The sequence below is a fragment of the Pseudomonas sp. 910_23 genome, from assembly GCF_052850795.1.
This window is the reverse complement of record NZ_VXCZ01000011.1, coordinates 43,824-59,559: the sequence shown is the minus strand read 5'-3', so window position 1 is coordinate 59,559 and position 15,736 is coordinate 43,824. Positions and strand designations below refer to the sequence as shown.

Sequence of the window (15,736 nt, the reverse complement as noted above, 5' to 3'; positions counted from 1 at the left end):
AGTGTTCGTTCAGCGTCGTACCGGGCGCTTCTGCAACTTGCGCTGCAAGGTACGGCGGTGCATGCCTAAAGCACGGGCAGTGGCGGAGATATTGCCTTCGTGCTCGGTCAGCACGCGCTGGATATGCTCCCATTGCAGGCGGTCCACCGACATCGGGTTTTCCGGTACCAGGGTGTCGAGGTCGGCGTGCTCGGAAAGCAGAGCGGCCAGCACGTCGTCGGCGTCCGCCGGCTTGCACAGGTAGTTGCAGGCGCCGCGCTTGATCGCCTCGACAGCGGTGGCGATGCTGGAGTAACCGGTGAGGATCACCACGCGCATTTCGGGGTCGAGCTCCAGCAGCTTGGGCAGCAGCACCAGGCCGGAGTCGCCGTCCATTTTCAGGTCGAGGGCGGCGTAGTCGGGCAGGTCGGCCTGGGCGATGGTCAGGCCTTCTTCGGCAGACCCTGCGGTGCTGACGCGAAAACCGCGACGGCTCATGGCGCGCGCCATCACGCGGGTAAAGGTGGCATCGTCATCTACCAGCAACAGGTGCGGCAGTTCTTCGCCTTCGACTTGGATCTCGTCACTCATCGATATCTCCTCGTGCGACACGGGGCAGGCGCAGCTCGGTGAGCGTGCCACCTTCCTCATGACTATAGAGCTTCACTGAGCCGCCCGCGCGGGTCACGCTGGCCTTGCTCAAAAACAGGCCCAGGCCGAAGCCTTTGCCCTTGGTGGTAAAGAAGGGTTTGCCGATCTGCTCGGCAATGGCCAGCGGCACGCCCGCACCGTGGTCACGAATGCTGATGGTGATGTTTTCGGCGTCCCAGTCCAACTGTACACCGAGCCCTTCAGGGCAGGCGTCAGCGGCGTTGTTCAGCAAGTTGAGCAGCGCCTGGGTCAGGTCTGGCGGTGGCGCCAGGCGCGGCACGCTGCCTTGGCCCAACAGGTTGAAGCGGTAACTGGCCTCGGGGCGCATCAGGTGCCAACGGTTCAGGGCTTCATCGAGCCATTGGGTCACATCCTGCATTTCAACCGCGAGGCGGCGATTGGCTTCGGCGGCGCGTACCAGTTGCTGCAGCGTCAGCTTGCATTGCTTGACCTGTTCCTGCAGCACACTCAAGTCGTCTTGCAGCGCGGGGTCGTGATGGTCCTGGGTCATTTCCTTGAGCAGCACGCTCATGGTCGCCAACGGCGTGCCCAACTCATGGGCGGCACCGGCAGCCTGGGTGGCAACGGCCAGCAGTTGCTGGTCACGCAGGCCCTCTTCACGGCGAATGGCGCGCAGCTCTTCCTGGCGACGCAGCTCTTCGGCCATACGTGCGGCGAAAAAGGTAATGACGGCGGCAGACAGGGCAAAACTCAACCACATCCCGTAGATTTGCAGGTTTTCCCGGGCGATAGGGAAGGTCTGCAACGGGTAGAACTGAGCCAGCAACAGGGTGTACAGCGTCAGCGCGATCCCCGAAAGCACCACCGAGTAGCGCCATGGCAACGTCACCGCAGCGATGGTCAGTGGCACCAGGTAATACGAAACGAACGGGTTGGTGGACCCACCGGAGAAGTACAGCAACACGCTGTGGATAAACAGGTCGCAAGCCAGTTGCAGGGCATATTCCAACTCGGTCACCGGCCAGGTGGTGCGCAGCCGTATGGCGGTAAATGCACACAACACGGTGGAAAAACCCAGGGTCACAGCCAGTTGCAGCCAGGGCAGCGGCAGCAGGTCGAACCAATAGGCAAGCCCGACGGAACCGGCCTGTGCGGCCAATACCAGGGTGCGAATGAACGTCAGGCGCCAGAGGTTCTGGCGAGTGGCGGAAGTCAGTTTTACGGCGGCGAGCATGAGCTCTCCCGATGAGCGCTGCAGGCGGATCGGCACGAGTATAAACGAAGCGGACCTGCTGGCACGGCGCGTGTGGCTCTTTGACGCAGGCCGGCTAAATGACCGTTCGTCGGCGCCCGCATAACTTGTTGGTAATGTGTAAACCCGAAGAACCCTATGCCAGCGTCTACAGTCATACCGAGCACGACTACCTCAAGGAGCTTCCATGTCTCGTTTCATTCGCAGTGCAGCCATCATCACTCTCAGCGCCAGCGCCATTGCCAGCCTGCCGGCCATGGCCGCCGATGCACTGAACTACAACCAGATCTCCCTGCGCGCCGAAGTCAGCCAGGAAGTAGCCCGCGACAAGATGATCGTCACCCTCTATACCGAGTCGCAAAACGCCGACCCGGCCAAGCTTGCCGCTGAAATCACCACCACCATGAACACAGCCTTAGGCCAGGCCCGCGAAGTCAAAGGCGTGACCCTGCGCCAGGGCAGCCGTAACAGCTACCCGATCTACGACAACAAGAACCAGAAGATCACCGGCTGGCGTGAGCGCGCCGAACTGCGCCTGGAAAGCGCGGACTTCCCGGCGCTGTCCAAGCTCACCGGCGAGCTGTTGAACACGCTGAAAATGGAAAACATGGACTTCGCCATCGCCGATGCCACGCGCAAGGCCAGCGAAGATGCGTTGCTCAAGGACGCGGTTACTGCGTTCAAGGCCCGTGCGCAACTGGCTACCGATGCACTGGGCGGCAAGGGTTACAAGATCGTCAATCTGAACTTCAACACCAATGGTTACCCGATGCCTTATGCCCGTGGCGGCATGATGATGAAGGCGGCCATGGCAGATTCTGCACCGACGCCTGACGTTGAAGCGGGCACCAGCCAAGTGAGCATGAGCGCCGATGGAGTGATCGAAGTTTTACCGTAAGTCTTCGCGAGACCAACACAGCGTAACCTTCACCGGTTACGCTGTGGTGTTGCCGCCCACGGAACACTCAGACCGCTACCACACACCAAGTAACCTGATACTACAGCCTTACTCTAATCTATCTAAACCTCGCCCTCACGACACTACTCGTCAAACATTGCGAATGCAGGCCTGGAACTTACGACACTCAACTTCCCACCCAGGGTTGCCATGCACATCATCTTGAATCAGAACATCGAACAGGTTATTTGCCACACACGGACGTACTGACAACAGAACATCACACATATCGATTTTTTTGTTTCTCGATGAACGGCAGTTATTTACCCAATAATTAATGTGAGTCGATAATGAATATAATGCCGTCTCTCGCTCCCACACTCGTCGTTCCCTCTTTCCCTCCCACACACGATCGCCAGCGTCGAGCGCTTGATGATTTGCCCGCAACGCAAACCCGGCAGCAGGCAGAAGAAACCTCTTCAAAACATCCAAAAAAATTGCTCGACCAACCCCCGTTCCCCTTGCCTACACCCGCCCATGAGCTCGATGCTTCCAAAAGCATCATCTATGGGTCAGTCAACGTTATTCCGCCAAACGCGGGTTATACACAGCAAGAGCGAATGCATCGTATCGATGCCTATGCCGGTCGAGTCGTCGCGCACATTCAACACATCGAAAATGGCAGCGACGCAGAACGCAATATCAAGTTCCAGCAAACTCGCCCGTTTCTTGAACCCGCAGGTTACTTCAGCGGCGGGTTGCTAGCAGCCGGCTACGATCCCCATGAAAAAATCTCGGTGACCTTCCACTCCTATGTAGGAATGGGCAAGCCCCAGGAGGAAACCAACAAGGAGGTACGCACCTATTTTGCATGGGAGATTGCAGCCGGCGCTCTTGCGCACGACAAGGTGTCAAGGGGCGGCCCGTTGAACTTCCAGGGCATGCACATCAACCCGCAAGATAAAAACAAGCTTCACGAACTGGAATCCTTGGGCAGCCAACTCCAAGGCCATTGGGAAAATGAAATAGCGGCGCCCATGCGCGACGCCTCGGGGCAACTGGCGAAGCGATCGGGCAAAGCGGATGCCTATGTGTTGCGAGGAATATTACAAAGTCTGCATGACGACAATTCCAGTAACAAACACCTAACCCCCGCTGCGCGGGCCGCCATTGTCCGCACACTTGAAGAAGACGGAAACGCGGTAATCCCCAACATATATGGCTATCCCTTAGAGGGTTATGCATTTATTCCTTATATCAATTATCACGGTGATTATGACCACCGCCCGGATAAGGGACTGATGATTGACTTAAAGAATGGCTCCGCCCGTGAAATACACGGTGATGACGACTTTGCCAGTTGGGCTAAAAACAATCAGGCTCAATTGGTTAGCCGCTTCAACGCTCGTGACAGGCAAGGCGGTCATGATGCTCACTGGGTAGGGGCCGGGTATGTACTCAATGCATTGATTCAGGATAACCGTTCTACGTTTCCAGGAAGAAAAGGCCCGTTCACAGATCAGGCCGTACCGGTCCGGGAGACATTCAATTACACACAATCGCGAGACAGCGATTACTACTTGAAATTTGGCGACCTTAAAAACGGTATTGCCCCCCACTACCAGGCGATAAATGCCAAGAATGCACGCTGGACCGATCAAACCGAGGTCTTTGGCGCCTCCCAACAAAGTTGGAAAGCAGCCAAAGAGTTTTGGGGTAACACGTTTGGTTACTTACCGATCGTAGGCAATGTGGGCAACATTGTCTTCGGCGTACACGATGGCCTCTACGGCAAGACGGCTGATGATCGTGTCGCAGGTAACGCCGCGGCGGTAATTTCCAGCCTGCAACTGGCGCACGAGATTGCCCCCATTGGAGTGGAAGCCGGACTTGGGGAGGCGGTTTTGACACCTGGCGCTCCCAGCGCAAAACCCTACAGCTGGCGATTCAGTCAGGACACTAGCGATCTTGAACTCGTGCGCACGCCAAACGCGTTGAGCGAGAGTGATACCAACCCGGTTGCAAATCACTCGACGCCCCAGGTGAACCCGTTGCGGCCCAGTCATGCGGGGATGATCAGCGAATATGCCATCCCTGACGGCGAGCAGTTGATTGAAAAGGCCACGCACAACCAGAAGGGCATCTATCAGCTCAAGAACACCGCCACCGACGAAGATCGCTGGTTTATCCGCTACACCGATGGGACAGGCGTCCCTGGCGTATATGAAATAAAAAGCAACTTCAAACCTAGCAATGACTACGTGCAGATTATTGATCGCTCCGGAAAGATTGTATTGACCGTGCATTCAGCCGGTGACGGAAACTGGGTTCGCAATGCAGCCAATGGGGGGGTGAGGTGGCCGTGGCAGCGCTCACCATCGCCAACACCTAGTGAAAATCTGACCCCCCATTTTTCGGACCTGTTCGCCGATGTCGATCAACAGGCCGTGGCGCGAGCCGACAGATTCGACCAATTCATGAAAGTGGATGAGACCAAACCTTACGCCGTATCGACCCGCGGCTATGAAGAAAACGGCGTTGTTAAAAGAAAGCTGAATATTGGCTGGGAGGCGCCCAAGCAGAAGTTCGAAGTATTGCCCTCGGAGCGAGCGGCTCCTACGCCTCTGAGCGAGACCAATTATTCAGAGCACTTTCTTCCTGACCTGAATCGTAACAACTACACGGTCATCAAAAGCTCGAAAGGCGGCGATATCGAGGTGCCGTTGGACGCCCGTGCAGACACACCCGAAGCGACAAGACTGAGCCGTCTAAAGAAATTCGAGAAAGAGATTCCCGATGCACAACTGCGATCCCGTATCTCCGAGGTTGCCCATCAAGGATCAGTATTTCCCGCCAATTGGGAGTTGCTCCAAAGCTTGAAAGAAGGCTACGGCGTCACAGCAAGCAATACTTCTTACTTTATTGATTACGACCCGATAAACAGTGAAGCCCGAGTCAAAGTCGTCACCACGTGGTTTGTAAGCGATGTCAGCGATCACGTTCCAAAAGTGATTCCGGATTTAGAAGCAACCACCGTCAGAACCTTCACCATTCGCGAGAACAATGATGTGTCCGGCGACCTTTACACGATTGACGATTACGCTCCAACTCAACTGGAAGTCTCGATCCCCGATGATCTCCCTCAGTAATCAAGGCCCCCCTTTGATGCAGATGTCCCTACCTGAGTAACCAGAACGGCGGTAACCTCGGTGACCGCCGTTTTCGTTTAGGCAGCTTTGGTCTGCCTGCCATTTCAGGGGTCTCCATGGAAAGAATCGCCGTCAAGCCACTGCTCCTCGCCGCAAGCCTACTGGCTTTTATGCCGATGGCCCAGGCCGCAACCACCCTGGTCTACTGCTCCGAAGCCAGCCCCGCCGGGTTCGATCCCAGCCAGTACACCAGCGGCACCGATTTTGACGCGTCCGCCGAAACCGTGTTCAACCGTCTGACTCAGTTCAAGCGCGGTGGCACCGAGGTAGAACCGGGTCTGGCCACGAACTGGGATGTATCCAAGGACGGCCTGACGTATACCTTCCACCTGCGCGATGGCGTCAAGTTCCACACCACCGACTTCTTCACCCCGACCCGTGATTTCAACGCCGATGATGTGTTGTTCACCTTCAATCGCTTGCTCGATGCCGACAGCCCGTTTCGCAAGGCCTACCCCTCCGAATCGCCCTACTTCACTGACATGGGCTTGAACGCCACGATCAAGAGCGTCGACAAACTCGACGAACACACCGTGCGTTTCAACCTGAACAATGTCGATGCTTCATTCGTACAGAACCTGGCGATGAGTTTCGCCTCGGTGCAATCGGCCGAATACGCCGCCCAGCTGTTGAAAGAGGGCAAGGCCGAGCAGATCAATCAAAAGCCCATCGGCACCGGGCCGTTTGTGTTCAAGCGTTACCAGAAAGATGCGCAGATCCGGTATGTGGCCAACACACAATACTGGAAGCCCGAGGACGTAAAGCTCGATAACCTGGTATTTGCGATCACCCCGGACGCCGCTGCGCGCCTGCAAAAACTAAAGGCCGGTGAATGCCAGGTCAGCGGTTACCCACGTCCTGCCGATATCGACGTGATGAAGCAAGATCCCAATCTGCGCGTGCTGCAACAAGCGGGTTTCAATCTGGGCTTCCTGGCCTACAACGTAACGCACCCGCCGCTGGACCAACTCAAGGTGCGCCAGGCGCTGGACATGGCGATCGACAAACCAGCAATCATCAAGGCCGTTTACCAGAGCGCCGGACAATTGGCGCAGAACGCATTGCCGCCGGCGCAGTGGTCTTATGACCCCGGCATCAAGGATGCCCCCTACGATCCGACCAAAGCCCGGTTGCTACTAAAAGAAGCAGGGGTTGCACCAGGTACCACCATCAATCTGTGGGCGATGACCGTGCAACGCGCCTCCAACCCCAATGCGCGGATGTCCGCACAAATGATCCAACAGGATTGGGCCAAGGTCGGCATCAAAGCCAACATCGTCAGCTATGAGTGGGGCGAGTACATCAAACGCGCTAAAAATGGCGAACACGACGCAATGATTTACGGCTGGACCGGCGACAACGGCGACCCGGACAACTGGCTCGGCGTGCTCTACAGTTGTGCCGCAGTCAAGGGCAGCAACTATGCCAAATGGTGTAACCCGGCCTACGACAAGCTGGTGCAGCAAGCCAAGGTCAGCAATGATCGCGAGCAGCGCATCAAGTGGTATCAACAGGCGCAGAAAATCCTTAAGGAACAGGTACCTATAACGCCTATTGCGAACTCGACGGTTTTCCAGCCCCTGCGCAAGGAAGTGCGCGACTTCAAGATCAGCCCGTTTGGACTGACGCCCTTCTACGGCGTGAGTCTAGATAAGTAACATCGACGCCCCAACCGAGTGCGCTAGACGCCTCGGCTGGGCTTTTTTGGTGCGCACATTGCACCGAAAAAAACCATCAAATCGACGCTTTTATGGCAAAACTTTCATAATTGCGACATTCCTGTACGTTCGTACCACTGTTTACCGCTCGTAACCGTTCAGCATCTTGCATTGGGTATGGCGCCTGCATAAGTATCCGCAGGCCGACTCACGAGGTCGCCCTCACCACCAAAAATGACAACAAATCATGAGGCCAACATGCTTAAACACGCAGTCCTTCCGTTATTAGTGAGCGCTGGCCTTATGGCCGCAGCCCCCGTAGCCCTGGCGGCAACTAACCTGGTGTTCTGCTCCGAAGGGAGCCCGGCCGGTTTCGACCCAGGCCAGTACACCACCGGAACAGACTTCGATGCCTCGGCCGAAACCATGTTCAACCGTCTGAGCCAGTTCGAGCGTGGCGGCACCGCCGTCGTTCCTGGCCTGGCCACCAGCTGGGATGTGTCGCCGGACGGCCTGACGTATACCTTCCACCTGCGCGAAGGCGTCAAGTTCCACACCACCCCGTACTTCAAGCCTACTCGTGAATTCTCGGCTGACGACGTACTGTTCACCTTCAACCGGATGATCAACAAAGAGGATCCGTTCCGTAAGGCCTACCCCACCGAGTTCCCGTACTTCACGGACATGGGGATGGACACCAACATCAAGAACATCGAGAAAGTCGATGATCACACCGTCAAGTTCACCCTTGGCACCGTGGACGCGGCTTTCATCCAAAACCTGGCCATGAGCTTCGCTTCGATCCAGTCCGCTGAATATGCCGCGCAATTGTTGAAGGAAGGCAAACCCGCCGACATCAACCAGAAGCCAGTCGGCACTGGCCCGTTCGTGTTCAAGAGCTACCAGAAAGATTCGAACATTCGTTACACCGGCAACAAGGACTACTGGAAACCTGAAGACGTGAAGATCGACAACCTGATCTTCGCCATCACCACTGACCCGTCGGTGCGTATCCAGAAGCTCAAGAAAAACGAATGCCAGATCACTCTGTTCCCACGTCCGGCCGACCTAAAGGCGCTGGGCGAAGACAAAGACCTGAAGCTGCCGCACCAGGCCGGTTTCAACCTGGGCTATGTGGCCTACAACGTGATGGACAAGGTCAAGGGCAGCGACCAGCCTAACCCGCTGGCTGACCTGCGCGTACGCCAGGCGCTGGACATGGCGGTGAACAAGCAGCAGATCATTGACTCCGTGTACCAGGGCGCCGGCCAACTGGCCGTCAACGCCATGCCGCCGACCCAATGGTCCTACGACACCAGCATCAAGGACGCTAAGTACGACCCAGAGAAAGCCAAGGCGCTGCTCAAGGAAGCCGGCGTCAAGGAAGGTACCGAAATCGTCCTGTGGGCCATGCCGGTTCAGCGTCCGTACAACCCGAACGCCAAGCTGATGGCTGAGATGCTGCAGAACGACTGGTCCAAGATCGGCCTGAAGGTCAAGATCACCAGCTACGAATGGGGCGAGTACATCAAGCGTTCCAAAGGCGGCGAGAACCAGGCCATGATCATTGGCTGGAGCGGCGACAATGGTGACCCGGACAACTGGCTGAACGTGCTGTTCGGCTGCGACTCGCTGTCGGGCAACAACTTCTCCAAGTGGTGCGACAAGAAATTCGACGGCATCGTGAAAGAAGCCAAGGCCACATCGGATGTCGCCAAACGCACCGAGCTGTACAAGCAGGCGCAACATATCCTCAAAGATGCAGTCCCGATGACACCTATCGCGCACTCGACGGTGTATCAACCCATGCGTAATACCGTACAGGACTTCAAGATCAGCCCATTTGGCTTGAACTCCTTCTACGGCGTTAGCGTAAGCGGCAAGTAAGGATCAATAACGGCGACGTTTCACAACGTCGCCGTTATTCCATCCGCCAGGGCCATAGGAAACAGACCACATTTGTAAGCGTTGCCGTCCTACAGCAACGAACTGCGCCTTGTGTCTCCGTTACCTACAAGCCCAGTCAGAATTGGCGCATTTACTGCAAGGTCCGCGTCCCATAACGTCGTAGGACAGCAGAGGCATCACTCTGGGAAATGGCACTTGCTGTGCGTGGGATCAGTGATGTCTTCCTGGCCATGGCCAGCGGGAGGGTTGCTGTTGATAACTACAAACAAGGATCGGGATCGTCATGCGCCATACCACTGTTCTATCCGCGATGTTTGCCACCAGCCTACTGGCCGTGGCCACGATGGGCCAGGCCGCCGAAAAGAAGAGCCTGGTGTTCTGCTCCGAAGGCAGCCCGGCAGGGTTTGACACTGCGCAATACACCACGGCCACCGACAACGATGCGGCAGAGCCTTTGTACAATCGCCTGGTTGAATTCGAAAAAGGCGCGACCGACGTAGTACCTGGGCTGGCGACCAAATGGGATATTTCGCCAGATGGCCTGACCTACACCTTCCACCTGCGTGAGGGGGTGAAGTTTCACAGCAACAAGGAATTCAAGCCGACGCGCGACTTCAACGCCGACGACGTGCTGTTCACCTTCAACCGCATGCTTGACCCCGAGCATCCATTCCGCAAGGCCTACCCTACCGAGTTTCCGTACTTCAACGGGATGAGCCTGAACAAGAATATCGCCAAGGTCGAAAAAACCGACCCGCACACGGTGGTGATGACCTTGAACACGGTCGATGCCGCGTTCGTACAGAACATCGCCATGAGTTTCGCTGCAATCCTGTCCGCCGAATACGCCGAGCAGTTGCTCAAGCAAGGCAAGCCCAGCGACATCAACCAGAAGCCGATCGGCACTGGCCCATTTGTGTTCCAGCGTTACCAGAAAGACTCGCAGATACGTTACGTGGGCAACAAACAGTACTGGGACCCGAGCCGCGTCAAGCTGGACCAACTGATCTTCGCCATCAACACCGACGCCTCGGTACGGGTGCAGAAGCTCAAGGCCGGCGAATGCCAGGTCACCCTGCATCCGCGCCCCGCCGATGTAGACGCGCTGAAGGCCGACCCGAACCTGCAACTGCTGACCAAGCCTGGCTTCAACCTCGGCTACATCGCCTACAACGTGCGCCACAAGCCGTTCGACCAGCTTGAAGTGCGCCAGGCGCTGGATATGGCGGTGAACAAGCAGAGCATCCTCAACGCTGTGTACCAGGGCGCCGGGCAACTGGCGGTTAACGCCATGCCGCCGACACAGTGGTCCTACGACGACAGCATCAAGGACGCCGCCTACAACCCGGAAAAAGCCAAGGAGCTGCTCAAGGCCGCCGGCGTCAAGGAAGGCACCGAGATCACCCTGTGGGCGATGCCGGTGCAGCGCCCGTATAACCCCAACGCCAAGCTGATGGCCGAGATGCTGCAGAACGATTGGGCCAAGATCGGCCTGAAAGTCAAAATCGTCAGCTACGAATGGGGCGAGTACATCAAGCGCACCAAGAACGGTGAGCACGATGTCAGCCTGATTGGCTGGACCGGCGACAACGGTGATCCGGACAACTGGTTGGGCACCCTCTACAGCTGCGACGCCATCGGCGGGAACAACTACTCCATGTGGTGTGACCCGGCGTACGACAAGCTGATCAAGCAAGCCAAGGTCGTGACCGACCGCGAACAAAGGACTGTTCTTTACAAACAGGCGCAGCAACTGCTCAAGCAGCAGGTGCCGATCACGCCAGTCGCCCACTCGACGGTCAACCAGCCGTTAAGCGCCAAAGTCGAAGGTTTCAAGGTGAGCCCCTTCGGCCGCAACGTGTTCTCGGGCGTCAGCATTACCCCATAAGAAAATAACCGGATTGCGGGGAGCGAAGTTCGCTTCCCGGCAAACGCGCAGGCTTTTGTTGGGAAATTTCCTACGCCAAACGTTTGCACAGGCTTGAACGAGTTCCACACCCAATAGCCGGTTCACCTAAAAAGACCGGCATTAAAAAAGAGAACCAAAGGAGCTTCACCCATGAAACTGAGCAGCAAAGCGCTTCTGGCCTTGGCCATCAGCAGCATCACGGCAACCGCCTACGCTGAAACGCAAAGCCAGGACTTCGTTCCTACCACGTTGGCCGGCACCAGCGCCCAAAGCGAGGCTAAAGGCTTCGTTGAAGACTTCAGCCTTGGCGGCACCACACGTAACTGGTACTCCCATGAAAGCAAATACCGTGGGGGCACCTTCGCGTACCAGAAGCATGGCCAGACCCTGACCGACCGTAACCGTACCAACTGGGTACAGGGCACCATCCTCAACGCCAGCTCGGGTTTCACCCAGGGCACCGTCGGCGTCAAGACCGAAGTAGCGGTTTACAACGCTCTGGTACTGGACCGCAGCAAGCGTGATATCAAGGGCGGCTCCAACCGTACCCTGGCGGACTCCAACGGTGACGCCGTAGACCAGTGGAGCAAACTGGGCCTGGCCAACGTGCAGTTCCGCGTGTCCAACACCACCTTGACCGCCGGTCGCCAGAACTTCAGCAGCGGCATCGTCGACACCATCGGCAACCGTGCCTTGCCTTCAAGCTTCCAGGGTGTGAGCTTCAACAGCGAAGAGTTCAGCAACCTGTCGTTCCAGGGCGGCGTGTTTGACCGCGTTTCGCCACGTAGCGAACAGAGCCTGTCGAAATTCCGTACCGAATACGGCAATGGCGCGGAAACCGATAAAGTCTATACCCTGGGCGCGAACTACCAGCCGCTCAAAAGCCTGAAAACCAGCTTCTTCGCCGCCAACGTAAAAGACTTCTGGAACCAGTACTACTTCGGCGCCACCCACGAGCTGGGCGACGCGCAGCAGTTGGGCCTGACCACCGGTTTCAACTACTACAAAACCGTCGATGAAGGCAAAAAAGAGATGGGGGAAATCGACAACGATACCTTCTCCCTTTCCCTGGGCCTGACCCACCAGGCACACAGCCTGACCTTCGCTTACCAGCAAGTGAACGGTAACGAGTACTTCGACTACCTGCACGAAACCAACGGCATCTACCTGGCCAACTCCCTGACCTCGGACTTCAACGGCCCGAACGAGAAGTCCTTCCAGATCGCCTACGCCATCAACATGGCCGAATACGGCGTACCGGGCCTGAAGTTCAACGCCTACTCGGCGCGCGGCTGGGATATCGACGGCACCCACTACACCGGCAACGGTGGTCGGGCCAAGTTCGCCTACGACGGCATCCAGTCCCAGGACGGCGAGAAGCACCAGGAATACGGTATCGGCGCTTCCTACGCGGTCCAGAGCGGCCCGCTCAAGGCCACCGCAATTCGTGCCACCTACGTTGAACACCGTGGCAGCGAGTTCCAATCCGACGGCAGCATCAAAGAGTTCCGTCTGGTCACCACCATCCCATTCAACATCCTTTAATTAGCGCCAGGCAGGCGGCGGACTCAGGACGAGTTCGCCGTCTACGCTTTTCTGGTTCCATCGATTGCAGAGGGCTCTGAATGAAAATGCTCCCGCTACAAGCCGCCATGGCTGCCGCGCTGTTGAGCGTGGCGATCGGCGTTTCGGCCAAACCGCTGGTGGTGTGCACCGAAGCCAGCCCGGAAGGTTTCGACCCGGTCCTGTACACCACCGCCGTGACCGCCGATGCCGCCGCTGAAACCATGTTCAACCGTCTGGTGGATTTCAAGCCCGGCACCACCGAAGTGGTTCCCGCCCTGGCTAAAGACCTGCCGGAAATCAGCGCCGATGGCCTGACCTACACCTTCCACCTGCGTGACGATATCAAGTTCCACACCACCGACTATTTCAAACCCACGCGCAACCTGAACGCCGACGATGTGCTTTGGAGCTTTCAGCGCCAGCTGGACCCGAATCATCCATGGCATAAAAAGTCCCTCGTGGGTTACCCGTACTTCGAAAGCATGGGGTTCAAGGAACTGCTCAAGAGCGTAGAGAAGACCGACGATCATACCGTCATCTTTACCCTGACCCGTCCTGAAGCTCCGTTCCTGGCTGACCTGGGCATGGCGTTCTCTTCAATCCATTCGAAGGAATACGCCGACCAGTTGCTCAAATCCGGCAAGACCGAAGACCTCAATGCCAAGCCCATCGGCACTGGCCCGTTCATCTTCACCCGTTATCAGAAAGATGCCCAGGCACGCTTCAAGGCCAACCCCGACTACTTCCGCGGCAAGCCAGCGGTCGATCCGCTGATTCTGGCAATTACCGTCGATAACAACGTGCGCCTGCAGAAGCTCAAGGCCAACGAATGTCAGATCGCGTTGTTCCCCAAGCCGGATGACATCCCAAGCATCAAGAAAGACCCGAACCTGAAAGTCGATGAACTGGCGGCGATGACCACCAGCTACACCGCATTGAACACCACCCGCAAATACATGAGCGATGCGCGGGTACGTCATGCAATCAATATCGCGTTCGACAAGGCCGGCTATACCGAAGCGCTGTTCGGCAAAGGCAATGCAGTCGTAGGCACCGGCCCGTATCCGCCGACATTGCTGGGTTTCAGTGAAAAGCTGAAAAACCCAGCGCGCGACCTGGACAAGGCCCGTGCCCTGCTCAAGGAAGCCGGCGTGCCGGAAGGCACCGAATTCACCCTGTTCACCCGTAACGGCGGCGGCCCGACCAACCCCAACCCGATGCTCGGCGCCCAGCGTATGCAAGCAGACCTGGCCCAGATTGGCTTGAAGATCAATATCAAGGTCATGGAATGGGGCGAGATGCTCAAGCGTGCCAAAAACGGCGAGCACGATATGGTTTCGGCGGGCTGGGTCGGTGATAACGGCGACCCGGATAACTTCCTGACGCCAAACCTGAGTTGCGATGCAGCCAAAAACGGCGAAAACTACGCCCGCTGGTGTAACAAAGAGTTTCAGGACTTGATCGACAAAGCCCGTGCAATCGCGGAACCGGCCGAACGGGCCGCGCTCTATGAACAAGCACAGGATGTGTTCGAGAAAGACCAACCCTGGCTTCCCATGGCTTACCCGAAACTGTTCACCGCCCTGCGCAAGAACGTAGAAGGCTTCACCCAAAGCCCTCTGGGTACAAATAACTTCGCCACCACCCAGGTGAAGTAAATAAGAAAAACGCTCGGCACCGTCGACATTGACGGTGCCGAACCTGCCTAACCGGCTGATTGAGGTACACACCAAGATGTTTAGTTTTATTGCCCGCCGACTGGGGTTATTGATCCCCACGTTCTTCGGCATCACGTTGCTGACCTTTGCGTTGATTCGCATGATTCCAGGCGACCCCGTAGAAGTCATGATGGGCGAGCGGCGGGTTGACCCCGAAATGCACGCCCAGGCAATGGAGCGCCTTGGCCTTAACAAGCCGCTGTATGCGCAATACCTGGATTACGTCGGCAAGCTCGCCCAGGGCGACCTTGGCGAATCGCTGCGCACCCGCACCAGCGTGTGGACCGAGTTCACCGCCCTTTTCCCTGCGACCCTGGAACTGTCCATGGCCGCCCTGTTGTTCGCCGGTATCCTGGGCCTGTTGGCCGGGGTGATCGCGGCACTCAAACGAGGATCCCTGTTCGACCATGGGGTGATGGGCATCTCCCTGGCGGGCTATTCGATGCCGATCTTCTGGTGGGGCCTGATCCTGATCATGTTCTTCTCGGTGAGCCTGGGCTGGACCCCGGTTTCCGGGCGTATCGACCTGCTCTACGACATCGAGCCGCGCACCGGTTTCATGTTGATCGACACCCTGCTGGCCGACGAGCCGGACGCGTTCTGGGACGCCCTGCACCACCTGATCCTGCCGGCTATCGTGCTGGGCACCATCCCGCTGGCGGTGATCGCACGGATGACCCGCTCATCGATGCTTGAAGTACTGCGCGAGGACTACATCCGCACCGCCAAGGCCAAGGGCCTGTCGCCGGCGCGCGTGGTATTCGTGCACGGCCTGCGCAACGCGCTGATCCCGGTACTGACCGTGGTCGGCCTGCAAGTCGGCACGCTGCTGGCCGGTGCGGTACTGACCGAAACCATCTTCTCGTGGCCCGGCATCGGCAAATGGCTGATCGAAGCCATTGGCGCGCGGGACTACCCGGTGGTGCAAAACGGCATTCTGCTGATCGCCTGCCTGGTGATCCTGGTGAACTTCGTGGTGGATATCCTCTACGGCTTCGCCAACCCACGCATCCGTCACCAGCGCTGA

At 57.4% G+C, this 15,736-nt stretch carries 10 protein-coding genes; 8 read left to right on the top strand and 2 right to left on the bottom strand.

The window, feature by feature from the left end:
* Positions 1–9: 9 nt before the first annotated feature.
* The gene (locus FW800_RS15110; RefSeq protein ID WP_003171731.1) at positions 10–570 is read right to left on the bottom strand and encodes a response regulator transcription factor; all 561 of its coding nucleotides are present in this window, start codon (positions 568–570) and stop codon (positions 10–12) included.
* Positions 563–1,825 (bottom strand): ATP-binding protein, encoded by a 1,263-nt coding sequence (locus tag FW800_RS15105; protein WP_032877809.1) that lies wholly within the window; start codon positions 1,823–1,825, stop codon positions 563–565. The genes FW800_RS15110 and FW800_RS15105 overlap by 8 nt, the downstream gene beginning before the upstream one ends.
* 205 nt (positions 1,826–2,030) lie before the next feature.
* Between FW800_RS15105 and FW800_RS15100 the strand changes: the two genes are divergently transcribed.
* From FW800_RS15100 to FW800_RS15065, 8 genes are all read left to right on the top strand, one after another.
* Positions 2,031–2,741 carry an SIMPL domain-containing protein gene (locus FW800_RS15100; RefSeq protein WP_032877810.1) on the top strand — a complete coding sequence of 237 codons (711 nt, stop codon included), beginning with the start codon at positions 2,031–2,033 and terminating at the stop codon, positions 2,739–2,741.
* A gap of 350 nt (positions 2,742–3,091) precedes the next feature.
* Entirely contained in the window at positions 3,092–5,890 is a 2,799-nt protein-coding gene (locus FW800_RS15095) for a hypothetical protein (RefSeq protein ID WP_446437901.1), read from the top strand.
* 116 nt (positions 5,891–6,006) lie between these two features.
* On the top strand, positions 6,007–7,608 hold the full coding sequence (locus tag FW800_RS15090; protein WP_032877812.1) for an ABC transporter substrate-binding protein: 1,602 nt from the start codon (positions 6,007–6,009) through the stop codon (positions 7,606–7,608).
* 258 nt (positions 7,609–7,866) lie between these two features.
* On the top strand, positions 7,867–9,495 hold the full coding sequence (locus FW800_RS15085) for an ABC transporter substrate-binding protein (protein WP_446437900.1): 1,629 nt from the start codon (positions 7,867–7,869) through the stop codon (positions 9,493–9,495).
* A gap of 331 nt (positions 9,496–9,826) precedes the next feature.
* Positions 9,827–11,404 (top strand): ABC transporter substrate-binding protein, encoded by a 1,578-nt coding sequence (locus tag FW800_RS15080; RefSeq protein ID WP_371920263.1) that lies wholly within the window; start codon positions 9,827–9,829, stop codon positions 11,402–11,404.
* Positions 11,405–11,575: 171 nt separating this feature from the next.
* Positions 11,576–12,970, top strand: coding sequence for an OprD family outer membrane porin (locus FW800_RS15075; RefSeq protein ID WP_005784745.1), 1,395 nt, complete (start codon positions 11,576–11,578; stop codon positions 12,968–12,970).
* An 80-nt stretch (positions 12,971–13,050) separates the two neighbouring features.
* The gene (locus FW800_RS15070; protein WP_446437899.1) at positions 13,051–14,649 is read left to right on the top strand and encodes an ABC transporter substrate-binding protein; all 1,599 of its coding nucleotides are present in this window, start codon (positions 13,051–13,053) and stop codon (positions 14,647–14,649) included.
* Between the two features lie 76 nt (positions 14,650–14,725).
* Positions 14,726–15,736, top strand: a complete 1,011-nt coding sequence (locus FW800_RS15065; RefSeq protein ID WP_003171721.1) for an ABC transporter permease subunit — start codon at positions 14,726–14,728, stop codon at positions 15,734–15,736.

What these genes read in the sequence shown, in the direction of transcription:
- FW800_RS15110 (WP_003171731.1), bottom strand. Translation starts at nt 570, where the DNA reads ATGAGTGACGAGATCCAAGTCGAAGGCGAAGAACTGCCGCACCTGTTG.
- FW800_RS15105 (WP_032877809.1), bottom strand. Translation starts at nt 1,825, where the DNA reads ATGCTCGCCGCCGTAAAACTGACTTCCGCCACTCGCCAGAACCTCTGG.
- FW800_RS15100 (WP_032877810.1), top strand. Translation starts at nt 2,031, where the DNA reads ATGTCTCGTTTCATTCGCAGTGCAGCCATCATCACTCTCAGCGCCAGC.
- FW800_RS15095 (WP_446437901.1), top strand. Translation starts at nt 3,092, where the DNA reads ATGAATATAATGCCGTCTCTCGCTCCCACACTCGTCGTTCCCTCTTTC.
- FW800_RS15090 (WP_032877812.1), top strand. Translation starts at nt 6,007, where the DNA reads ATGGAAAGAATCGCCGTCAAGCCACTGCTCCTCGCCGCAAGCCTACTG.
- FW800_RS15085 (WP_446437900.1), top strand. Translation starts at nt 7,867, where the DNA reads ATGCTTAAACACGCAGTCCTTCCGTTATTAGTGAGCGCTGGCCTTATG.
- FW800_RS15080 (WP_371920263.1), top strand. Translation starts at nt 9,827, where the DNA reads ATGTTTGCCACCAGCCTACTGGCCGTGGCCACGATGGGCCAGGCCGCC.
- FW800_RS15075 (WP_005784745.1), top strand. Translation starts at nt 11,576, where the DNA reads ATGAAACTGAGCAGCAAAGCGCTTCTGGCCTTGGCCATCAGCAGCATC.
- FW800_RS15070 (WP_446437899.1), top strand. Translation starts at nt 13,051, where the DNA reads ATGAAAATGCTCCCGCTACAAGCCGCCATGGCTGCCGCGCTGTTGAGC.
- FW800_RS15065 (WP_003171721.1), top strand. Translation starts at nt 14,726, where the DNA reads ATGTTTAGTTTTATTGCCCGCCGACTGGGGTTATTGATCCCCACGTTC.